The sequence below is a fragment of the Stygiolobus caldivivus genome (assembly GCF_019704315.1).
GTDB lineage: Archaea > Thermoproteota > Thermoprotei_A > Sulfolobales > Sulfolobaceae > Stygiolobus > Stygiolobus caldivivus.
The window spans coordinates 368,446-391,952 of the sequence record NZ_AP024597.1; the positions used below are offsets into that span (position 1 = coordinate 368,446).

General features: G+C 37.9%; 24 protein-coding genes. 12 read left to right on the forward strand and 12 right to left on the reverse strand.

Annotated elements, in window-relative coordinates; all coding sequences use genetic code 11:
• Positions 1-56: 56 nt before the first annotated feature.
• On the reverse strand, positions 57-503 hold the full coding sequence (locus tag KN1_RS01785) for a hypothetical protein (protein ID WP_221289135.1): 447 nt from the start codon (positions 501-503) through the stop codon (positions 57-59).
• An 819-nt stretch (positions 504-1,322) separates the two neighbouring features.
• Here KN1_RS01785 and KN1_RS01790 point away from each other — a divergent pair.
• Positions 1,323-3,044 carry a hypothetical protein gene (locus tag KN1_RS01790; RefSeq protein WP_221289136.1) on the forward strand — a complete coding sequence of 574 codons (1,722 nt, stop codon included), beginning with the start codon at positions 1,323-1,325 and terminating at the stop codon, positions 3,042-3,044.
• 460 nt (positions 3,045-3,504) lie between these two features.
• On the opposite strand, the gene KN1_RS01795 is transcribed toward KN1_RS01790, so the two are convergent.
• From KN1_RS01795 to KN1_RS01845, 11 genes are all read right to left on the reverse strand, one after another.
• Positions 3,505-6,489, reverse strand: a complete 2,985-nt coding sequence (locus tag KN1_RS01795; RefSeq protein WP_221289140.1) for a hypothetical protein — start codon at positions 6,487-6,489, stop codon at positions 3,505-3,507.
• Positions 6,490-6,584: 95 nt separating this feature from the next.
• Positions 6,585-6,938, reverse strand: a complete 354-nt coding sequence (locus KN1_RS01800) for a DsrE family protein (protein WP_221289141.1) — start codon at positions 6,936-6,938, stop codon at positions 6,585-6,587.
• Entirely contained in the window at positions 6,931-7,203 is a 273-nt protein-coding gene (locus KN1_RS01805) for a hypothetical protein (protein WP_221289143.1), read from the reverse strand. The genes KN1_RS01800 and KN1_RS01805 overlap by 8 nt, the downstream gene beginning before the upstream one ends.
• A 3-nt stretch (positions 7,204-7,206) precedes the next feature.
• Complete coding sequence (locus KN1_RS01810; RefSeq protein WP_221290442.1) at positions 7,207-8,430, reverse strand: YeeE/YedE family protein; 1,224 nt, start codon at positions 8,428-8,430, stop codon at positions 7,207-7,209.
• Between the two features lie 17 nt (positions 8,431-8,447).
• Positions 8,448-8,699, reverse strand: a complete 252-nt coding sequence (locus tag KN1_RS01815; protein ID WP_221289144.1) for a sulfurtransferase TusA family protein — start codon at positions 8,697-8,699, stop codon at positions 8,448-8,450.
• Between the two features lie 72 nt (positions 8,700-8,771).
• Entirely contained in the window at positions 8,772-9,332 is a 561-nt protein-coding gene (locus KN1_RS01820) for a TQO small subunit DoxD (RefSeq protein WP_221289145.1), read from the reverse strand.
• On the reverse strand, positions 9,329-10,249 hold the full coding sequence (locus KN1_RS01825) for a hypothetical protein (RefSeq protein WP_420857154.1): 921 nt from the start codon (positions 10,247-10,249) through the stop codon (positions 9,329-9,331). The genes KN1_RS01820 and KN1_RS01825 overlap by 4 nt, the downstream gene beginning before the upstream one ends.
• A 10-nt stretch (positions 10,250-10,259) precedes the next feature.
• Positions 10,260-11,459 carry a YncE family protein gene (locus KN1_RS01830; RefSeq protein ID WP_221289146.1) on the reverse strand — a complete coding sequence of 400 codons (1,200 nt, stop codon included), beginning with the start codon at positions 11,457-11,459 and terminating at the stop codon, positions 10,260-10,262.
• Between the two features lie 92 nt (positions 11,460-11,551).
• Positions 11,552-11,887 carry a DsrE-related protein gene (locus KN1_RS01835; protein ID WP_221289147.1) on the reverse strand — a complete coding sequence of 112 codons (336 nt, stop codon included), beginning with the start codon at positions 11,885-11,887 and terminating at the stop codon, positions 11,552-11,554.
• On the reverse strand, positions 11,880-12,236 hold the full coding sequence (locus KN1_RS01840; RefSeq protein ID WP_221289148.1) for a hypothetical protein: 357 nt from the start codon (positions 12,234-12,236) through the stop codon (positions 11,880-11,882). The genes KN1_RS01835 and KN1_RS01840 overlap by 8 nt, the downstream gene beginning before the upstream one ends.
• A 55-nt stretch (positions 12,237-12,291) precedes the next feature.
• The gene (locus KN1_RS01845; RefSeq protein ID WP_221289149.1) at positions 12,292-13,251 is read right to left on the reverse strand and encodes a sulfurtransferase TusA family protein; all 960 of its coding nucleotides are present in this window, start codon (positions 13,249-13,251) and stop codon (positions 12,292-12,294) included.
• Between the two features lie 65 nt (positions 13,252-13,316).
• On the opposite strand from KN1_RS01845, the gene KN1_RS01850 reads away from it, so the two are divergent.
• The 11 genes from KN1_RS01850 (at position 13,317) to thiC (ending at position 23,465) form a co-directional block, all read left to right on the forward strand.
• Entirely contained in the window at positions 13,317-13,535 is a 219-nt protein-coding gene (locus tag KN1_RS01850; RefSeq protein ID WP_221289150.1) for a sulfurtransferase TusA family protein, read from the forward strand.
• Positions 13,536-13,591: 56 nt separating this feature from the next.
• On the forward strand, positions 13,592-13,774 hold the full coding sequence (locus KN1_RS01855; protein WP_221289151.1) for a hypothetical protein: 183 nt from the start codon (positions 13,592-13,594) through the stop codon (positions 13,772-13,774).
• 200 nt (positions 13,775-13,974) lie between these two features.
• Complete coding sequence (locus KN1_RS01860) at positions 13,975-14,133, forward strand: hypothetical protein (RefSeq protein ID WP_221289152.1); 159 nt, start codon at positions 13,975-13,977, stop codon at positions 14,131-14,133.
• Between the two features lie 490 nt (positions 14,134-14,623).
• Complete coding sequence (gene sixA / locus KN1_RS01865) at positions 14,624-15,109, forward strand: phosphohistidine phosphatase SixA (protein WP_221289153.1); 486 nt, start codon at positions 14,624-14,626, stop codon at positions 15,107-15,109.
• Positions 15,106-16,362 (forward strand): Ppx/GppA phosphatase family protein, encoded by a 1,257-nt coding sequence (locus KN1_RS01870; protein WP_221289154.1) that lies wholly within the window; start codon positions 15,106-15,108, stop codon positions 16,360-16,362. Before sixA ends, KN1_RS01870 begins: the two co-directional genes overlap by 4 nt.
• On the forward strand, positions 16,356-17,000 hold the full coding sequence (tmk, locus tag KN1_RS01875; protein ID WP_221289155.1) for a dTMP kinase: 645 nt from the start codon (positions 16,356-16,358) through the stop codon (positions 16,998-17,000). The genes KN1_RS01870 and tmk overlap by 7 nt, the downstream gene beginning before the upstream one ends.
• On the forward strand, positions 16,982-17,617 hold the full coding sequence (locus tag KN1_RS01880) for a dTMP kinase (RefSeq protein WP_225905755.1): 636 nt from the start codon (positions 16,982-16,984) through the stop codon (positions 17,615-17,617). The genes tmk and KN1_RS01880 overlap by 19 nt, the downstream gene beginning before the upstream one ends.
• Positions 17,614-18,225 carry a CHAD domain-containing protein gene (locus KN1_RS01885; RefSeq protein ID WP_221289156.1) on the forward strand — a complete coding sequence of 204 codons (612 nt, stop codon included), beginning with the start codon at positions 17,614-17,616 and terminating at the stop codon, positions 18,223-18,225. Before KN1_RS01880 ends, KN1_RS01885 begins: the two co-directional genes overlap by 4 nt.
• Before the next feature lie 46 nt (positions 18,226-18,271).
• On the forward strand, positions 18,272-20,770 hold the full coding sequence (locus tag KN1_RS01890) for an ABC transporter transmembrane domain-containing protein (RefSeq protein ID WP_221289157.1): 2,499 nt from the start codon (positions 18,272-18,274) through the stop codon (positions 20,768-20,770).
• A 67-nt stretch (positions 20,771-20,837) separates the two neighbouring features.
• Positions 20,838-21,596, forward strand: coding sequence for a hypothetical protein (locus KN1_RS01895; RefSeq protein WP_221289158.1), 759 nt, complete (start codon positions 20,838-20,840; stop codon positions 21,594-21,596).
• 579 nt (positions 21,597-22,175) lie between these two features.
• The gene (gene thiC, locus KN1_RS01900; protein WP_221289159.1) at positions 22,176-23,465 is read left to right on the forward strand and encodes a phosphomethylpyrimidine synthase ThiC; all 1,290 of its coding nucleotides are present in this window, start codon (positions 22,176-22,178) and stop codon (positions 23,463-23,465) included.
• Positions 23,466-23,507: the final 42 nt, after the last annotated feature.

Below are 23,507 nucleotides of genomic sequence, written 5' to 3' on the forward strand. Positions count from 1 at the left end.
TATAATTCTATCCGATTGACCTAAAATAAGTGTAGGAAAACGATACTTAATAGAGTTTATATAAGCTTATTCATCAGTTTCCTATTCAGGTAGTTCCTGAACTCAACACTATTTTCGCCATATTTGGTGAGATATGAAAAACACGTTGAACAAACTTGTTTATTATTGTACTGGTTTGACGCTGGATCACCGCAAAAATAACACTTATCCCTAGGTATTTGAAGAGGGACAATCTTTGCTCTAGAAATTAACTCATCTGCTACGTTCTTATATCTAACAACAGTACCTACTTTGTTTTTAATCTCTTCCTCTACATTTACCGGAGTAACCGTAGGACTCTCGTTAGTAGGAACATAGATATGGATTATAGTAATTGGTTCATTGCTTCTCACATATTTAAAGTGAGCGTAATTTTTTCCCTCTTTTTCACTCTTAATTACCTCTACTTTGTTAAGTTCTACTTCTTCTTCTTTTCCGTCATCATATATAATTCTCACTTTCATTACCTAATATTTGAGAAGGTCAGATAAAAATTTTCTCACTATCACGAAATTACTAAGTACTAGGTATTACCTAAAATTAATATCTTAAATTAGCCTAATCAAGTGAACCCTGCTATATTCCGAATTAACATAATCTGATGTACTTAATACGTTATCTTATTTACTTGCATTATAGCAGGAGTCGTAATAGCCTTTATCTCTTTCCTTAAATCAGTATCCCTTGGTTGGAATCTAGTCATCAAAATCCTATCCTGCGAGAGGTTCAAGTACCTTTTAAGATTTTTCTATTTGTCTTAGCAAGCATAGTATTTTATACTCAGTCAGGTACTAAAGGTCAAGTCTATCGTCGGGGATACGTACTTAAAGCTACTGTTACCCGTTATAGGCTGACCGAATATAGCTGCTAATTTTTTGGATAATACGAAAAACTAGTAAGATGGAAAACAATGAAGTTATAATTTTAATCATATAGAATGTTAACATGTATTTGCTACGAAAACCTGTACCACCTTCCAGTTAAGTCACATTACTTAATTCATTCATATAGGATTAATAATATAATAGAAATTTAATACTTGTTGTATTATATATCTTATCTTATATAACAGTTATTGTATAGGTATATCGCGGAAGATTTTAAATATAACGAAAAAATTTAAGATGTATACCTCATATATACTATTATAAAACGCGATTTTATTAAAAAGTTTTTAACCAGTTAATTTGTATAAAAAATAGAGAGTCTATATTATTCCAAATCCTCACGCACATCCAATTAGTGAAATAAAACTTTTTACGAATAGTTAGTAATACTACTTTATGAAAAATGGGAAAACGAGGGACTTAAGCAATCCTACCCTTACACTGTTTATAATAACCGCATTGCTCTTACTGCCCACGAGTTTGTCTGCAACAGCTCAAATATCAGCCTCATTAAGCGCAACATTTATAGAAGCCTCACAGAGTAGTATAAGTGGGAAAAACATCTTCTACTTGGTAATAAACGCCCAAGGTAGTACTAGCTTATCTGGGTCGTATACTATAAACTCGATTTCAACACAGTTGAGCGGGTACGATATACCTTCTTACTCTCCTGAAAATGGCGTGATAGTGTCAAAACCCTTTGCCTTAAATAATAGTGTCTATTTTATTTACGCAGCAGGTGTTACTTCTATAAATCCTTCCAGTCCTGCTATTAAGAGTGCGTACCTTGCTTGCGTAAGTTATCAAGATGGGGTTTGGAGTAATTTTCACAACATAATTAACAGCGGCTTCACTGAAGCCTTCTGCATATATCAAGGTTATATCTACGCTATATGGTATACTAGTATAACTTCTGACACGCCATACCTCGTCATTATCACACTAACTGGTCAAGTAGTTTATAACAAGACCTTACCTATTAATAACGTAGTTTCGGTCTCAGTCCTCTCTAAAGACTTAATCACTATAGCTAATTCCACTAGCAAACTGGCATTACTTCAACTGGGGAGCGGTAGTATATCCTCTGCATCTTTACCGCCTGAGGACATTTTTGTCCTGAACCTGACCGCGGGAAGTATAGAGCAAGTACCTACTTATCAAGGTTTATATCCTACATCGTTTGACGTAGTTAATAACCAGACTATACTACTAGTATATACGTCCAGCGATTATTCCTATCTGGCAGAGTATAACGTAGAAAATAGCAGTGTGTATAACGTTAAAGAACTCCAAGGTACAGCTACAGCTAGTTACTATAGAGGCCTTGTAGTAGTAAGTTCCATATATAGGAGTGGCCAAGCAGAAGTAACCTACTATAACTATGTCTTTAAACTGAAAGACTGGTCTACGCTCTACACCAGCAGTGGGTCCACGTCTGCTCCGAGCATTTCCTTGAGTCTGGCTGAAGCCATAGAAGGGACTTCTAACCTATATTTATTTGTAGTCAAGGTCAACGGGCAGATCTCTTCTCTCTTTCCACCGGCTTACGAAATCTCTTCAACTCCTTCCCTCATATATATCGGAGGAGTCCCTCAACCTTTCACTATAAACGTACAGCAGTTCCACTATAGCGGGTATACAGTAGTGGTCTTGACTTGGGCGGAAAAAGTCCCTTCGACTTACTTAGTATTTCTTAATAATACTTTCTTTGGGTCTACCTCTGACACGATCTATTACCTTAATATAACCAAGAACGAGACAGTGTTACTTACAGTAGAAGCACAGAACGCTCTCGGGAGTATTAATGAAAGTAAAGTGATTTCAGTTAACGTGTATACCTCTGTGACCCATTCGGTAACTACTACATCTTCATCTCCGACTATGACAAGCTCATCAAGACAACCTGAGCCAACACCATCACCGACATATACTCAGACCTATTCTACTAACGCCATTAATGAAACTTCTTCCTCTAGATTAACTAACGTAAGCAAGACAGAGTCTTCAATTATTCCAAGCTCATCTGGTATACCTTCCTCAAGTATTTACATAGCTTCATTAGCAATTATAGCCTTAGTCGCTATTATTTTAATAATTCTTCTAAGAGTTAAAAAGTAAGAAAAGAAAATTTTACTCGGTTAGTATTCATTCAAAAAATCATGGTTAGCTGTTCATTACTAGAACACTTACATACTACTTATACTCCATTCTATGTTGAGTCCTTTAGAGTTCTACACCTTAATCGTATAGTAGTTTAGGGAAATTACCTTACCATAAAAAATAATCGTGTCTAGTCATAAACTTAATGAATATCATTAATTTTACTACTTATTCTCATCGTTTATTGTAAAAAATTTCAATTAATAAGGATTTCTATCATATATTTTTAACGTAATGTAAAAATATAAAATCCTTTAGCCCCTAACAAACTGTAAAAATATATTAGACCTAAGGGTTTTTAGGTAATAAAATGTTGTCGAGTCAACATTTAAATGCCGACTCTAATCCCTTATGACTAAATAGATCAACCCATGTGACAGGGTTAGTTCTTGCCTTTTAAGCCTAGAAGGAGTATAAATCACATCACTAACCTGGGTCTGCTCCCTGTTATATGCCACATGCCTATGAAAGGGATCAGACCTAGCACTAACCTCTTTTTATCCCATACTACTTTCATTAAGACTTCTGCCATAGCTGTATAATAGTTATCCCTTATCCTGCTCACTATTTCATCCAGACTCTTCCTATCTCCATAAATTGAGGCATTAATCAACTCAACCAATAGTCTTTCAAGAGAATCTAACGGGTTTTTTTCTACAACTTGTTTAGCTATAACGTTAAAGAAAGGTTGCTTATTATCATAGCCTAAAAGTATTAGACTACCTAGATATATAGCCAGGTCGATAGAAGTCCCTGATATTATTGTTTCCTCTAGGTTATTATAGAGGATTACGTTAGCTAAGTTACAAACTATATCAATTGCCCCCTTAATATCAGAACTCTTGACTTGTGAGCATAAGCCCCTCAGTTCCATGGCGTCCCGTAGTATTGTCTTGTACTCATATTTTTCACCCTTAGCAATGCTTTTCATAATTCTAAGTTGGTACATCTTTAAGAGGTCCATACAGTCCTCATCAACGTATTCACCCTTCTTTACGTTGCTCATTACTTCATTGAACCAGTCGTTACTTAACTTCTCTACCAGCTCGATAGTAGTCTTTACAGACTCTGACTTGGGGTGAGTTAACAATAATGTATAACCGATTCCTGCATCAAGCCTCCTTTTCAGCGAGGCCAAGTATTTATAAATTACTGCTACATTGGACGTCGGTATCGTCATCAAAAAGTCCGAGAGAATTAACGCCTCTTCCTTACTAATTTCCACTTCCTTTACTCTGACAGCATTTCTCCTGAATTTCTCGTACAGTAAAGCCAACTTTACCACGTCTTTATTAGAGAGGGCATAGTCTGCTAATATCCCATATACTAGGGTAGCCTTTAACGGGTCTCGGATTTCTAAACTCTCCAGACCCCCTTTCTTGTACTTAACTATTGAAAGCGGGAAAATAGCGTACTCGTCGTTGAGTTGCCTCAGTACCTCTTCTACTTGTTCGTCATCTTCGTCCATAAGGTAGTAAAATGATACGACTGAAAATAGGTGGGAGAACAGCTTGTTCTCTCTAGCTCTCTTAACTAAATCAGGTATTATACTCTTTATCCAATCAGTCCTACCTCCTTTAGAAGCGGAAACTGCTATCTGCACGGCAGACTCTACACAGTCTTGCGGGGAGTTCTCATTACTTAGTATAATTTTAATGTCAGATAAGAGCTTATAAGGGGCTAAAAGCGCGTCTTCGATAACCTCGTCTACCTCACCGCTATTAACCTTGTCCCTGAAGACCGATAATCTCGTCTTTAGTGATAAACATGTTTTTTCTACTTCTCCTGCCGTATTTTCCAATAGAACCGGCATCAATTCTTCTAATACTTCCTTAATTAACTTGTTTACTCTTTTCCTAGACACTAAATAGTCCTTTAGGTCTCCAAGGTCTGGGAGCTCTGCAAAAGTTAAGTTAACTAAGGAGTAGTAATACAGTTCAATGAGTGACTTTGCTAGTTGAGGAGTCAGCCGTGACGTTATCACTTCTTTCAATTTATTTTTTATTTTAGGTATCTCTACTGTGTCAATTAGGTCTGTGCCGTATTCGAGACCTATTTTAAACTTTATTTCGTTCTTAATGGTAGAGAACCACTTGATTACTAGGTCTTTTTCCAGGTCTACTTTCCTCCCGTAGGACTCCAATGCCAAATATCCTAGTTTTTCGGGGATCGGTACACCGTAATCTTTTGCTATTTTTAACAATGGGAGATACCAGAGTACTTTATTTGGGTCTGCGTCAAAAATTACGTTAAACATATACTCGAAAAAATAGTCGTCGTACGGTGTACCGTTGGAAGTCAATAGAAAACTCAGAGGGGTGTCGGACGACGAGTTATCAAACTTTAAGGCTAGGTTTTTCCTCTCTGCTAAAGCCGAGATAACCCTATTACCAGGTTTTAATATAAGGCCGCCTTTTATTGATAAGACCCTATATAAGTCATTCGTAAGTACAGCTACTACATTGCTTTTTGTCCCGATTTCTCTAGCAATTCTCTCTATATATTTAAAACCTTCAGAGTCATGATAGTCTACTACTTCTAAGTCAAAGCCTAACTGTTTAGCCCTCTTATTTATGATAGAGGAAAGAGTAGTTTTACCTGACCTTAGGTTTCCCACTACATATACGCTCTTACCGTTAAGTGCATTTCTCAGACCTAAATCAACTAAGTCTATATACTCAGGAAATTCTATAAGATCTAGATCTACCAGACTAGGTGAAGAATAGTTAGGGATGTCTGATAGTCGCCTTTTACTTTCACCTGGTAGGAGTCCAAGTGAAGAGTCTAGATAATAATAGATCACTTCCCTCCAAAACGTAGAGAGCCTTTCCCAGTCTTCTCTTAGGTTTAGACCTCTATATGACCCCTTTAGTGCTTCAATGGGCTCTTTTGCTGAGGGGGTTTTATATAACAATAACTTGAACCTATTAACTACTTTGACTTGTTCGTCTAATTTTCCCTCCCTTTCAAGTCTAATAGCTTCTCTCAGTAGTACTGGGATATAAGAAGTACAGTTATCGAAAGGCAATGAGGAATATTCAAGCACTTTAGACTTATTTTTGACATTATACTTATCAAGAATTTTTATCGCCCTCTTGTAGTCCAAGACTAATACGTTCCCTCTAAGCCTTGTAGAAGGTTTGCCCAATTTAACTTTTCCACGTATTAAGTCTATAACATATCCGCGACCTATGATTATTCCCTTATCCTTATTCCTTATGTCACTGACGTAACTTTCAAACTCAGATAAGCTATTAAATTCATTTGGAGCAACAATTATTTTACTGTTAGTTGGAATTTTCTTAAAAAGCCTCTCTAACAAGGGGGGTGTAGAAATATAGACTAATCTTTGTGATAAAAGCTCTTCCAATTTCCCGAGGGATGTAATTTTTTTCATCTTCACATAAACAAACGTGACGTTAGTATTTAACAGTTAGCCAAACTGAATGAGAAAAAAGGAAAAATAAGACAGAAGAAAACATATTAAAGGTTAGACCTCTAGAACACAAGTACTATCTTAGCTTCTCCGCTTTTGAGGGCAAATTCCGATACTCCTCCTATCTTAACAGGGTAAGCTAACTTTTCAATTCCCTTAACTTTCATACCTAGTTCACATGCTGTGATCTCTAGATCTTCACCAGCCATGTCCATTAAATTTTCTAAATAGTATTTTAGTGGCTTAGCGTTAGGTAGTACTATTTTTTCATTCTCTTCAGTAAGAGCCCTCAACGCGTCCATTGTAAAGAACATGTAAATCTTGTTCCCGCTCGCTGCATATCCTATAGCAGTAACAATCCCCATATACATCTTTTCGTAGTCTCCGGAGACCATCATAATTGCTACATCAACCATTTTTCTCCTTCACCTCCACAATTTTTACTAGATTATACCAGAACAAGGCGAGACCTACATAAACCACCGTATAGCATATGAACCTTGCGGCTGTGAGGTAACCCTCGAACTGCTGTTGCTGTACGTACACGGCAAAGTTCGCGGTGTTTAAAGCTATCTGGTTCGCGTGTGCTAAAGTAACCTCGCTGAACCTATACCACCCAATTGCAAATAAAGATAAGACCAGAGGGGCTAATAACCTTCTTAAATATTTAGCCTCTAACATTGCTCATAACCTCTCCTGGACTTTTACTGCTAAATAGACACCGCCTAGCATCCCGAATAGGAATATTATGCCGTCGTAACCTAGTTGGGCAAAGTTAGTCCACATTAGGCCCACATTACACCCTAGAGCCATCCTTACGCCTATTCCCACTAGCATCCCACCGACAAAGCCTATCAGGAGTCTCTTCTTCTCCCTAGGAATCCTTATCTTGAAGTCCCCACTAAGGAAAGACGCCGCAAAAGCCCCTACACACAGCATCACTACCATTAGAGTGCTTGGGTCAACTATCGGTAACGAGTCATTAAACCATGGGGTGTTCGTAAATAAGTTTACTCCAAATATCATGAGGATGTACTCAAAGAACCTACCGCCGTCTGAAGAAGTGATCACTAGATAATTGAAGGTATACCCTGCACCTGCAATGAAGACCAATAAGATATCTAATGCCAGCAGTATTGTAGCTAGGTTAGTGCCGTAAGGCTTCTTCAAAAGTAATAAGTCCTTAACTTCCTTCTTCCAGTCGGTTTTAGTCTTTTCTGCACTAATTGCTTCTTGAGAGGGATTAGTCGTCATCGATATTGGTAGACCCGGTGGCGTCATCCTAAGGTTAGCTAGCCACTTCTTCTTGGTATACTGCTGTAAGTATATGCCTAGAAATACTAGAGGCAAACCTATCATCAAAGTAGTAGCGTATATTGCCATTGGTGATACGGAGTGAAATATATCGTAAGGTAAATACTCCACATATCCTCCCATTGTAGTAGAGAAAATACCTTTCTCCATAGTATACTGTTGGAATGGCCATATACCGATAGCAAAAACATATGTACCTATCATCATACCGAACAGCTCTATCCAGTTTTGTACATAACCGCTTGCGGCTCTGTAGAGCATTGATAAATTACATCCGCCTGCCAATGCAGCGCCGAATCCAAATATGAAAGAGCCTACAAGTATATACCAACCACCGAAGTAATTAAAATAGTACTGGTCTACCGCGGGGATTAAACCAAAGGCTACTAATAACCCACAACCTAAGGCAGAAAGACCAAATAATATAAGGAGTGCACCAAAACGTTCAAAACTCCTAGTCGTAAAAATTGAGGTCATAGCGTTTACAAAACAATAGTTTCCCCTCTGAGCTACCCACCCTAAAATAAAACCACCAAGTGCAAAAAATGCATAAACTTCAGCCCAGCTCTCAGAAAAAACTGGGCTTAAAACCATAGTGGGGTTTGCCACTTTCACTTCACCTTTAGGATCCTCACCTTATACGCCTCTCCGTCCTTTATTACGGTAAATGGGTACCCCAAGTTTTTAGCTAATGAAGGCAAAGTCACATCTACTGCTGGTTGGTGATCTGTGACTACTTCTAACACTTGCCCTGCTTTCATCTTTTTAAGTTTCTTACTTGCCTCCATCTCAGGTACTGGACACGACTCGCCCCTTACGTCTAGTACTACATCTGGGTTTTTGGACTTTAGTTCTTCACTCATCTTTACAACCCTCAATATATGATTCAAATGAATGCATAAAAAAATAATTGATTTATAAAGGTTTTAATTATTTTATGTGAAATAAAGGTAAAGAACTACCGATAAATAGAATATAGTACCTACAATAAACCAGAGCTTCCAGTCGTTTATTTTCCTCAATTTCTTGCTAATTAAAGAGTCTACCGAAGGGCCTGCTATACCGTTGAAGACTATATACAGATCAAGGATCATCATCATGAGGTTTATACCGTATTCTTCCGTATCAGCCCAATATGCTGAAAGGAAATATATCAAGTTCTGGTAGAACGCAACAGTATTAACGAAACGTGACATAGTACCGGTAAGGGTAAATACACCGAAGCATATCTCCGCAATCATGACGAGGAGCCCTACCAAGTAGACATGAGGTAGCACCACAGCTTCTAAGAAACCCCTCATAAGAGGGCCCTGCATTAGGACTTGTATTGTTACCCCGACATAGGAAGTTGAAGCAGGGTTGAGGTAACCTGGTTTTAAGAGCTTCTCAAAGACCCCAGCATATATCCATGTTGTAGCCAACGCTATCCTAACCATGATCGGAAATACTTTGTTAAAGGGTGTTACTTTCTCCTCTCTTACCCTCCTCCTGCTCATAATCTCACCTTATTAGCAATCATATTAGAGATCTTATACACCTCGAATGCACTTATCCCTATAAGGATCATTCCCAGTATGACCGGAGAACTTAAGAGGATTGCTTGGAGTATACCCCCAGTCCAGGCTCCTAATATAAAGGTTCCATACTTCCACAACAGCCCTTTCGTCACAGCAGGGTAAGAAGATGAAATAAGGAAGAGTAAAGAGTTAACTGCAGTCGGGGTAAGACAACATATGCCGGCAATTGTCCCTAGAGCTGGCACTGAGGCGGTTAAAAAACCTCCCACGTTATTGGTTAAAGCTAGCCTAAAGCCGCTTGGGACTTTCCATTCGAAAGCATTCAGGGATACATATATCAGGGACATTATATAATACCCTAAGGTTAAAGCCACGGCTAACACCATATCGTTGACTACACCTAGAACTACTAGCCATTCGTTCATAGCGAAATACGAGCCAAAAAACGGTAATGGATATACTTGAATTCCGCTTCCTTGGTACGTCTCTACGGTTAGACAAATGAAGTAAGAGCTCACGTTAACGTTAGGTAATAGCCACAGACCAGATACGATCAAAAAGGACAGAAAATAGCCTATAAGGAACGATAACACCATGTATCTGCCAAATTTGTCCTTTAACGTAGCTTTAACCACATTCCTAATCCTCATCGGTCCTGAAACGAGGATAAACCTCCCCTTCTTAAGCCTAAAGATAACGTACCCTACTATTACACTTACTATTAGGTACGAGAGTATAAAGAGTAGAAAGGGGTCTAAAAAAGTAGATTGCCCGGTATCGGCTAAGGGTGAATACCATAGAACGTAAACTCTTAAGCCCGCTATTACTATAGGAAGAAAAATTGTAAAATTAAAAAAGGCAAAAACATAGAAAAAAGGATTTATTTTCAATGTCACTTGGTTCACCTCAACAGTGGAGGCCAGTTATCGGGGGTAACATTACATTATCTACCAGATAGCTACCCGTCGAGACGCTTATTGGTAGGGCAAACGAAGGTGCAGTAGTCAAGGGCACTTCATATGCAACGCTCATAGAGCTTAAGCTAATTAAGACGATCATCCCTCCGCTGGTAACGGAACCGTGGATTACTACATAAGCATAGCTCCCTCCGGGTGTTATGCCTATTTCAGCTAGACCAGCGGGTGAGATGCTGGGTAAGGTAATAGTGTTTACCACACTATACGTCGAAGTTGAAATAACTACTACTTCGTTCTTATTTGCCGGTGCCTCTAGGTAGTACTTACCGTCAGGTGTAAAAGTGCCCCTCTGGGGCGTTACTCCGCTGGGCATAGCTACCATCCCCATGTACTGTAAACTAGGTAATGAATAAAACCCTACTGAGTTATTCCCCGCATACTCCACTGCTAGCATTGTACCCTGCATATTAGGAGAGACCATGTAAGGTTGTGAACCAGGCGAAGCTGTTAGCACAGTCATCACTTTACCAGACATTGCGTTCAGAGTGTCTACACTGTTATTGAACCTTAAGGGGACAATCAGATACTGACCATCAGGGGCCCACCTCACATCACAAGGGTAATAAGTCCTCCCTGTAGGTGACAAAAATTGTTCCTTCCATACTACCTGCAGACTGCTTAAGTTTATGACTTCTACTACACCTGAAGGTCCGTCAGCGATAGCCGCGTATTGACCATTAGGGGAGATCGCTATACCTATGAACCCTGCTTTGTCCCCTACCGTAAAGTCTTGGACTACCTTCATAGTCGATGAGTCTATAACGTATACTGTCCCGTTGTTAACTGGGACTAAAATATACTTACCTGAAAACATTTGTTCAGCCGGAACCTCGTCCCAATAATATACTTGCTGCGGTACATTTATTGAAATATTCACTACGTGGAGGAATCCTAAGAACTGCGCGCTTGTTGAAAACGGGTTTATAACTTGGGCTATTCCCTTTTGCGTAAAGACTAAGAAATAGAAGTTGTTGTTTGCTGGGCTTGACGGGGACGTACTCGGCGAAACAACAGAACTAGCTGGGGATGTCGTAGTAGATGAGGGACTCCTCATCATTATGTACGCAGCGCCTACACCTATAAGGATGATTATTAGAAACCCTGCTAATAGCCATACCTTATACGACATATCTATCGTGGTTAAATAGAATAACAGTAAATAAAAGAATTATTGATTTATAAACCCTTTATACACTAATTAAAAAATTTACGAAAAAATAGCTAAATAGTTATAATTAAGTCAACTTTATCAAGAACCTCTTTATAAAAGTCTGGGAAACAACCGACCCTAGCCGACTTTATTATTTTATCAGCTAGGTTCCTCATATATACGCATTGGTCACAAGCTTGGAGGTATATCCCCTTCTCCTTACTTAGTTTTTCTAGCCTCTCTGCCATAGGGTTCCCTTCCATTAATAAGTAAACGTTATCGTGAATGAAAAACATACCCATCACTTTTGCGCCGTGTCTATCTTCCTCTAACTGTGGGATTACCATGTTGCCCAGTATATAAGAGCCTAAGTTAGACTCAACTATGTAAGCTACGCTTTTAGCCATTCGAGAGGCACCCGGTAAACTCGTCAACAACCCTTTCAACCAGAGTATTGATCTGAAGGCCCTTAATTACCCTCAGTTTTTGTAAGGCGATATCCCGGGATATTAAACCCCTATTCTCTTCATAAGCTTCACATAACGCTTCAAGGCAGATTATTACTAGGGGACATTCAGACGACTTATATGTTACTACCTTTTCTGCCGGGGAATAATACAGCCTAAACCATCTAGAAGTATCAATCTTTTTGTTACATATCTCTTTTCCTTTCCCAGAACTGTATAGCCTTTTAATTAAGTAATCCGATGCGTACTTCCTTTCTACAATACAACCACATGAGTCTTTCTTTAGCATATGTTACTAATCCTTTAGTTTTTTATTAAATTTTTCGCATATTTAAAGTTTATTTCTAATTATTATGAGACAAATAAAATATATTAACCTCTCCTTCTTTGGGTAGCCTTGCAAGTGCCTCTTCCCCGAAATAAACCCCTTCATCCGTATCCAGTCTTATTGCTAAGATCTTTTCTTTGTCAGCTATCGCGGTTAGTAGCCAGCCCCTCCCAATAGGTGCTGCTGATATTAGTCCGAACCCTTCATGTTTAAGGTATTCCCTCTTAATACCGTAGCACGACATGTTTTTTACAATCTTATCGAAATAGACATAAAGAAATGCTCTAAATTCACCTTCTTTAAGTAACTCCTTCATCTTTTCTACATCTAACGACTCTATCGCCTCTACATAATCGGTTCTGGTTGGCGTAGCAGATAATTTGTAAAACACAAATGATACGTAATCCCCCATATTAAATACTTCATACCTACAGTTGAATAATTTAGCTACTTCAGGCAACGTTATTTCAACCGCGGCTGGGTTATCAACTAATACCTCTAGACTTTCTCCGATTCTAATCTCCATTAACTTTTTCTTAGCTTCTATCTCTGGAGCTGGGCATACTAGCCCCCTAAGGTCTAATAAGTGGTCTCCCACGCTCTTCATAAAAACGGTTCTTTTACGCTTTGAAGAATTATCAATAGAAGTAACTTGCGATATAACGTCTTTATATTTTTCGATATTTTTCTCTAACCTAAGCTTTAATGTCTCTTTTAATAAGATGTTTGATGTCTCTACATCTACTGTTACAAGGTTGTCATTTACACTAATTTTGATTATAAATTTTCCGTTTTTTTCTACTATTTTTAGGTCTTTCCCTTTCAAATATACCAAACACTTGAAACTTAGAAACCTTGTAAGGGTCAGTTCGGCTTCATAACCCCAGTCTAGTTTTTTAATATTCTTAAGTAAATAAAGCCGTGAGAATTTCTCGACATCTAGGATCTTGTCAGCTCCATTAACCTTGAGCTCCATAAATTATAATTACAATAATCAGCTTAATTAACTTTTATTTTCATATTTTAAAATAAGTGATAGAGATGAGATCTGAAGTAAACTTAGTAGGATTATGTTGCTCTGTACCTCATTTAATCGTATATAACAAACTGAGAAAAATGAGTAAGGGTGATACCTTGCTGGTTATTACCGATGATGCCACTGTAGTTCAAAGGGATATTATACCGCTAGCTGAGAAATTCGGTTGTAAGACAACTATAACAAAAGACGAAGACTTATTCAAGATAGAGTTAACAATATAGCTCTTGTATACATTTGTATAGAACTATTTTTAAGCTGGAGTATTACTGTCATCTATATGAGACTGTCTTTAGTATCATTTGGTTTATCTTTCTCGATCTCGTCTATACTAGTAGGAGATATGTTTGCAAGTCAAGGCTACGTGAGGCTTGACAAGGAAATTATAATGTCGGCAGGGATAATGACATTAGCACTGTGGCTGGGCTTTTACTTAAGTTTCAAAAAAGTGTTTCATTTTTAATTATGCATAACTATAACAACAAAATTTCTGATTTTATACTGCTCATTACCGTAAGAATTTCTAACTGCTAAATTTCCTAAATTGTGCAAGTTTTCATAAATATTTTAAATAATATAAACTTAGGTTCAGATGTTAATACCTATTTATACTTTAGAGATTACTTTTTAAATGTTTAAAGCTAAGTATAAATCTGACCTAATATGATAAACGTGGTAAAGTCACATAAGAAGAAAAACGCCGAAACACCTTTATACGACTTAAGTACCCTGCCTGAGGAATATCTCAAGAACGAATATCCTGAAGTATATAATAGCTTGAGGAAGAGAAAATATGACTTAGCTACCCCATATTTCCCGTAAAAAACAATTTTTATGTATAAAGTAATAGTAAGTTTTCAAAATTCCTCCACAAACGGTTCATCTTAAATCAAGTTGTAAAATATTTACGTTGTCATTTGGACTGGATGTAAAATTGACTCGTCCTCTTGCTTTGAAGGAGAATTAAAGAGATTCGATGTTTATATCCGGAGGTTCGCTATCTTATCTAAGGCTTCAAAGTGCAATCTATTCTCCACATGAAACTTTTTAAGTAACTTTAGAGATATTGCGGTTAAACTATGACGGAGTATAGCTTAAAGTTACGTCTCCTCATAATTCTAGTACAAATTATATTTCCTCTTATAGTGGATTAAAGGAAGCGAGTTTTACGTTACGTGAAAGTTAGAAGAGACTTAACTTAATAACAAGTTTAGAAGTTTTCTATATATGGAATATATAACTATAGTGCCTAAATAGTATTATATATAAGCCACGTGTAAATACTTATTAACTTATGTGGAGTAAACCGCATATGTTACATTTAATAATCGTCAGACATGGGGAAGCCGAACCAAAGGTAGAAAATATACCAGATAAAGATAGAAAACTTATTAAAAAAGGACTAAAACAGATGAGGAGAGTAGCGAATTTTATAGACAACATGAGCTACAAGATAGACAAGGTATTCTCCAGCCCCTACATAAGGGCTTATCAGTCTGCTGAAGCCGTCTTGGAGGAACTAGACGAAGACTTAAAGATAGAGACCATCCGCGAACTAGAGCCTGACCAAGACGTAAGTGCACTCGTTGAAAAACTAAAGGAGTTAAACTCAGCACAAACAGAAATGACGATAATGCTGGTAGGACATGAACCACATCTGTCAACATTTATTAAAGCCATAACGGGAGGAGAGGTAGAATTAAAAAAGGGAGGAGTTGCAGTAGTGGAGTTTGACCCTACGAACGCTAAAGGTAAACTTACTATACTCCTAACACAGAAAATAATGAAGAGACTATGAACTATAAGGCCGTAATAGACGCGGGATATAACTCTTTTAGGCTTTCCCTTTACACGGTCTTCCCTAATAATTCTTTTAGGCTTACGGCTTCACTAAAAGACTACGTAAGGTTAGGATTAGGAGTAAGTGAAGGGAAGCCGATTCCAGAAGAAAACGTAAAAAGGGCTGAAATAACTCTTCGTAAGTTTAGGGAGTTTTTAGACAAGAAGGGTATTAAAGAAGTAAAAGTACTAGGGACGAGCGCCTTCAGGTACGCACAGAACGGACCGGAGGTCTCTGAGAGGTTATCTAAAACAATCGACATACCAATTACAGTGTTATCCGGAGAGGAAGAAGGTAGGTACTCGGCCCTAGCTGTAATAAACACTCTACCGATAGATGAGGGAGTAGTATTTGATATCGGAGGGGGCTCCTTAGAAATTGCTTATTTTTCCCAGAGAAAAATAAGGGAAATCTACCAGTTTCCGCTAGGCGGTCTGAGGCTTATGGATAAAAGCCCTGAGGAGATAAGAAAGGAAGTTAGGATAGCTTTAGCCTCGTTACCGTCATCAAAAGGGGTCCTTGTAGGTAGTGGGGGTAACTTAAGGGCGATAGCTAAAATGGACTTAAAACTCGAGGGGGTAAAACTGAACCAAATACACGGGTACACAGTGAGTTATGAGAGGATAAGTAAGTACTCTAAAATCTTACCTTCAATGAGCATTAGTGAAAGGTCGCAACTACCCGGTATTGATACGGAAAGGGCATTAACGATACACTCTGCTGCAATAGTCATAAAGGAGTTAATGGAAATCCTCGGAAAGGACAGCATAATAACTTCAGCTTTTGGGCTCCGTGAAGGAGTTTTAATGGAGTCTGAAATTGATACTGTAGAAAAATTAAGGGAATTTTGGTTAGAAGGTCTATCATACCAGTTTAATGTTGAACCGCTCACCTCGTCATTCGAAAACGTCTTAGCAGAGACTAATGACATTATAGTGGCTACAGCATTCTATTTTTTACAGATAATGAAAGCGTCCAATTTCATCGACCCATACATGGCCTGCTATAAGGTATTAAGAGAACTCACATTACCTGGATACAGAGCGGACGAGATAAATTTGGTAACTACTATCTGTGCAATAGCTAAGAAATTTAAGAAAAAGTATTATAACAAAGTTAAAAAACTCATAGATAAAGATACTCTGCTTATCAAAGCAAAGAAAGTTAAGGAAATAACGGACTCCTATGAACTCGGGGTCAGGAAATGGTAGGGCATATTATAGCTTTTGAGGGGATTGATGGTTCTGGTAAATCTAGCCAAGCTAAGCTACTTAAGGACTGGTTAGAGGCTAAAGGGGTACCAGTGTATTTAACTGAGTGGAACTCTTCAGAGTGGTTACATGAAATAATAAAGGAGGCTAAAAAGAAGAACCTACTTACACCTTTAACATATAGCCTCATCCACGCCACAGACTTCGCCGATAGATATGAAAAGTATATTCTGCCGATGTATAGGGCGGGGTACGTGGTGATTTCAGATAGATATATATACACAGCGTATGCGAGGGACTCTGTAAGAGGGCTAAGTATAGATTGGGTAGCAAAACTCTACTCTTTCGCAATAAAGCCTGATATAGTGTTTTTTATCAGGGTCACTGCTGAAGAGGCGTTAAGGCGTTTAAGAGAAAACAGGAGGAAAATCAAACCTAATGAGGCAGGGGTAGACGTTTTTCCAGATTTGAAGCCTGAAGATGGGTTTATAAAGTATCAGGGAGCCGTGCTCTCTGTTTACGATAAACTTTCAAAGAGTGAAAACTTTTACGTTATAGACGGAGAGAAAGACCCTAAATCGATACAGATGGAAATCAGAGAAAAAGTAGGTGAAATATTGTGGAAAGAGGAATCTTAATAGCTATTGAAGGAGTAGAAGGGTCTGGGAGGAGCACCCACCTCCAAGGAGTGAAGAAATACCTTGAGGAAGAAGGGTATGGTGTAACCATAATAGGGCTCCAGTCCAGCCAACTACTGGGTGCTAAACTCAGCCAAGTTAAGAGGGACTTAGTGTTCCAGAGGATAACCTTATTCCTAGCATACGCTACAGATCTAGCGGATCAAATAGAATATACTGTAAAAGAAGCACTTAATTCGGGATTTGTAGTATTAGCCGACGGGTATGTATACACTTTGATGGCATGGGGGTTAACTAGGGGCCTTGATAAAAACTGGATAAACGACGTCTTGTCCTTTGCATTAAAGCCAGACCTCGCTATAGCCTTGGTAGCACCAGTGAGTACTATCAGCAGGAGGGTAATTATGAAGAACGGGAAGATAGACCCGTTAACCTCCTCAATAGATTTGTGTATAAATAAGGACCTTTATACTTCGTTCCGCTATCACGTTAGAACCTTTCAGAGGTATCTCCTCGAGATTTCTAGGGAATATGACCTAAAGGTAGTAAGGACTAATAGAAACTACGAGGAAGTACATAAGGAAATAATTAACTACGTTAGAGGTGAGCTCAAGTGAGACCTGAGGTCTATGCAAATAAGAACCTGAGAAAAGCTCTTGAATTCAACCCCTCACCTAAGTCGGTTCATGACACTAGAGTAGCCTTAAGGAAATACCTTACCTTAGCTTTAACTCTGAGTAGGTTATATTATAGCCCACATTGTATATATTATTCAAAGGAAGCTGTAAAGATCTTAGGCAAAATAAGGGATTCCGATATTTCACAATGTATGCCTATAGATAGAGAGCATATGGTATCTGAGGTAACAAAAATATTGCCAAGAGTATCTTCTTGTTACCTCCCTAAACTCTATGGGAGTAGACTCGTGGTATTTGAAAAGATAAGGGATTATTATGGGTCTCTAAAGGTAGAAGATTTCCACGAGTTCAGAAAAAAAGTTAGGGCTTTATATTACCTGGTAGAAAGCGTAGGAGAAAACGCTGGGTCTTTAAAAGAAGTAAGTAAAAAATTAGGTGATATGAGAGATGAATACCTAAAAGAATCTTGTAATTCACCCACATCGAGAAAGTTAAGTTACGACCCTAGCCTAGTAGAGGAAGTTAAAGCTATTACCAGACAAGTAATAATGAGGAGCGAGTTCGACCACCTGAAGGTTTTTGAGTGATTTTTAAGGGAAAGTATTAAACTTCGGAGAAAGAGTAATCTAAAGCTTGCGAGAATTCACAGCTGACCTAAAAGACAGAAAATTTTCCGAAGTAAAGATTGTCGTTGATACGGATAGAGTAGTTGTTGGAAAAGAGAGATTGTATGAATTAAGCAAAATTGAAGACGTAAGGTTAGTAGAGGGGCTAGGATATAATTATATCGAGATAAAATATCAAGGGGATTGGAGATTACTCTGTGAATTTACGAACAAGAAAAAGGAGGAAATGCTAGACTTATATGAGATCCTTAAAGGTAAGGAAGTACCGGAAAGCAGGAAGGAGGATAAAAGGGTAAAAGTTACAGACTTTTTAGGAACATTATTATCTCCTTATAAATGGCGTATAGTCGGAGGGATTATCGCCTCATCATCGCTGGTAGTGATTACTTTAATACCACCCTACCTTCTCAAGTTGCTAATTAACGACGTGTTTCAGAAGAAGAATATTACTCTTTTTCCTGAGTTAATACTCCTCCTTTTCATTTTAAACGTAGGCAACGTATTCCTGTCTTCACTCCAAAACTTATTACTTAATATGAACGGGCAGAAAATTATTAATGATTTGAGACTTAGGCTTTACGCCCATGTGTTAGGGATGTCCTCAAGTTTTATAGACCGATATAACACTGGAAGGATTTTGTCCAGGTTGACTACAGATATCAATAATACTTTATGGTTCGTAACTTGGGGGATACCTTCACTAGTCACTACCATGGGTACTATAGTGGGGGTAGGAGTGGCGTTGTTTTTAGTCCTGCCTTCTTTAGGTGTATACGCGTTAATCCCCCTACCGGTGATAATCTTCGGTACAATTGGCTATAGGAGGATGTCAAAGATCGCCTATCATAAACTCTGGAGGAGGAGTGCTGATATATCATCTCTGATTACAGATACTATTCCGAATATAGACAGTATAAAGTCGTATACCTCAGAGAACTTCGAAATATCTAGGTTATCTAAACTAAGCAAAGAAGTAGTAGATGCCCAGCTAAGAGTAATAAAGACTAATTTGAAGTGGTTCCCATTGATTTCTATTACAATATCTACGGTCACTGTCCTTATCTGGTATATAGGCGGGTTATCTGTACTCAATGGTACACTACAGCTCGGGACCTTAGTAGCTTTTGTGACCTATACCTCAATGTTTTATCAACCCGTTCAAAACTTAATTACTTCAGTCATACCTTTTACACAACAGTCTCTAACTTCAATGGAAAGGATAGTAGAAGTATTAAACACTAAGAGTGAAATAAGGGAAATTGAAAGGCCTATATCAATAAAAGTTAAGGGAAGTTTCGAATTCAAAGACGTAAGTTTTTCTTACGAAGGAGCAAAAAAAGTAGTTGATAATATCTCACTAAAAATCAATCAAGGGGAAAGAATTGCGATAGTAGGGAGGAGCGGTTCAGGGAAGTCTACGATTATTAAGTTATTACTGAGGTTTTATGACCCGAGCGAAGGTGAGATTTTAGTGGACGGTTTCCCGCTTAAACACCTTGAATTAAAGTCGTATAGGAACCAAATAGGATTAATAAGGGCCGAGCCCACTATATTTTACGGCACTGTAGAATACAATATAAGGTACGGGAAAACTGACGCTAAGCCTTGGGAGATTATAGCAGCAGCTTTAGCTAGCGGAGCTCATGAGTTCATTATGGAACTACCTTTTGCCTATGACACCCACCTAGGTGAAAGAGGTAATAAGATCTCCAGCGGGCAGCGGCAGATGATAGAAACGGCTAGGTTATTCCTAAAACGACCTAATGTTATTATACTCGATGAGGCGACTGCCTCAGTGGATAGTTTAACTGAATCGATAATAATGGAGAGAATAATCAGGGAATTTAAAGACAAAACTATTATAATTGTTGCCCATAGGGCTTCCACACTCCAATACGTTAACAGGATTATTGTACTAAAGGAGGGTAAAATAGTAGAAGAAGGGACTATTACCTCACTAGTAAATAAAAGAGGTGAATTTTATTCTATATTTGAAAACCAGCTTAAGTATTTTCAAGCTAGCATAGAAAAACATGGGGAAGAAGAATTGTCTTCATTCTCTGACTATTTACAGATGTTAGAGCCGGTAAAAGAAGTCGAATTCATGGACGAGAGGAGGGCTAAGATAAACGGGATAACCTACGAGGTAGAGATATCTAAACCCTTCCCACTATCTAACCCTGATTTACTACTTTTAAAAACTAAGGAAGGCAATATCTTTACCGCGTTTAGACCTAAAGGTTATGAAATAATTTCCGGCTATTTAGAGAGGAAATACTTCATACCTAAGGTCTTAAGAATAGATAAAATAACGACTACGGGAGACGAGTTTACTTGGTATATCGAGACTGACCGAGGTTATACTAAAATAAGGACACGGGGAAGGGGAAGTATTATTAAAATAGACGGAAGGCTTTTTATAATCGATACCAGTGATGACGTCTTCGAGATTAATTTAAATAGACTTGATAAAAAAAGTATAAAGTTGATAGATTCCATAGTATAAAGGGCTTTCTGTAGTCCTATCTACGATTGATTTTATATATAAGTAAGAATTATACAATATTACATTCATGGAAATTCCTTGGAATGTAATATCTGATAATAATATTTCATTAAGCAGAAATGAATTCAATGAAACTATAAAAAACCTAAAACCGTTATATGAAGACCCTAGAGAAATAGTTGACAATTATCGAAAGGTCAAGAGAAAAATTTATTATAGAATAATTTTAATACTATCTCTGTTTATAGCCCTAGTAATCATTTCATATAAATTCTACCCTTATCTTATATTGCTGTCCTTACCTATAACTTATATTTTAGGTTCTATTCTCACGTGGGTGTTAAATCCTAGACAATTTGCAATATCATGTATCTTGTTTATCGTCCTATTTTTTATAAGTCCAAACGACCTCATTAAATACTCTCTAATAGCATCACTAATTCCTTTTATATGGGGGTATTTCGCAAATTTAAAACAAAAGATTTTCTTAGGTTGGTCATCTTATGCTTCTAATTTGGTGGCTAGTTGGGAAGACGTAGAATATATGGACTCAGAGTTTACAATAAAGTTAAAAAAAGGGAATGCAAGGCTAACCCCGTACAGGGCTGATATTGAGTTTACCATTATTATGGGTGGGTTCAAGGCTATGGTTAATAGTTCGATCTTCGCGTTAAGGAAAGGTAGAATTGGATATATCGTGGTTGTGAAAGTAAATAAATACCACTTGTTTAATGATAAGTTTTTACCTATAACCCCACTAATGATGGGAAAAATAAGAGAATTCCTTTATACTAACTTTAATAAGAAGGAGTGGGAACTCGGTTAACAAGGTATTTACACCCTGTCAGTTAATAAAGGGCAAGAGTAATCTTAATATAAGGGCCACTAGCTAAGTGCGAGTCGCTACATGACGTGCCTCCGACACACTTAAGTTTGCAACTGTGGGAGGAAAAGGACTTACCCATAGTATCTGACTAGGTATAAATATTAAAGTTTAAAGTTATCTAATTATTTCCTGAGACTTAGACTACAACATAACCACGTTAGTGCATTGAATTACTCAGGAAACTCCGTTAAAGTTATGACTGAGATCTGGTATAAACTCAGTGCTAAACCCATCGAATGGGTTAGTTTAGTAATAGTTAAAGCTCCGATAATCAGAACTCAAAAGGGACTCATTTTATCAGTCTTAAGGACAAATAGTTCATTGTATTCAGATGTTTACTTATTACTACAAAACAAATTCTACTTCACGAACCTCGTGTATTACCTTAAATTAACGTGGATAAAGTCGTCCGATTATTTTTATTAAATTTAATATATACTAACTTTAACTAAATTTTACTTAATAGTATTAATATTGGATATAATAAGGTTTATAAGTTATTTAATCCAATAGTACAATATGCCGATAATTGAAGACGCACGTAAGGGTATCATCACAGATGAGATAAAATCAATAGGCAAATTAGAGAAGATCCCTCCTGAGAAGGTAAGGAAAAGAATAGCTGAAGGCAAAATAATTCTGATAAGAAATATAAAAAGACCCAGCAAAAGGCTCATCGCTGTAGGAAAGGGCGTTACTACTAAAGTCAACGTTAATATAGGGACGTCAAGTGAAGTAGTAAACCTCGAAATGGAGCTAGAGAAAGTGAAAGTAGCCAACAAATGGGGAGATACATTAATGGACTTATCAACGGGCGGTGATATAGATGAAATTAGGAGGGAAATTATCCGACATAGCGAACTCCCAGTAGGAACTGTGCCGGTTTATCAGGTGTTTATAGAGTCATTTAAGAAAAAATCAGGTGGAGCGTACTTTACTGAAGATGATTTGGTTACTGCTATTGAAAAACAGTTAAAGGACGGCGTAGCTTTTATGACAATACACGCCGGTATTACAAAAGACTTAGCGGTTAGAGCATTGAAAAGTAGTAGAGTAATACCAATAGTTTCCAGAGGGGGAGACATGATAGCAGGGTGGATGATACACAATGATTCGGAAAACCCATATAGGAAGAACTGGGACTACCTCTTAGAGCTTTTCAGGGAATACGATGCTACAATCTCACTGGGTGACGCGCTCAGACCCGGAGCGACGGCTGACGCACATGATGAATTTCAAGTCGGAGAATTACTCGAGACTGCCAGGCTAGTGAAGGACGCGCTAAGTAAAGGAGTACAAGTAATGGTAGAAGGCCCTGGTCATATGCCCCTAGACGAGGTGGCATGGGATGTTAAATTGATGAAAAAATTGACCGGAGGAGTCCCATACTACGTATTAGGGCCTCTACCAACCGATATAGCTGCACCATATGACCACATAGCTTCAGCAATAGGTGCGGGACTCGCTGCTTCAGCCGGCGCGGATTTACTCTGTTATCTAACGCCCGCAGAACACTTAGGGCTACCTACGGTTAATCAGGTAGAAGAGGGTGCTATAGCATACAAAATAGCTGCACACGTAGGTGATATAGTAAAATTAGGTAAAAAGGCTAGAAAGTGGGACGATGAAGTGAGTACCTACAGAGGTAAGTTAGAGTGGGATAAGATGATATCTCAACTGATCGACCCTGAAAATGCCTATAAGGTATATACTCAGTTTGGTAAACCGAAAGTTAAGGCTTGTACAATGTGCGGTGGGTATTGCCCCATGATGTGGGCGATAGAACAAGTAAGAAAAATTAAAGGATAGAATGATGAAACAAAATTAAATAAAGAGGAAAGGAAAAACTAT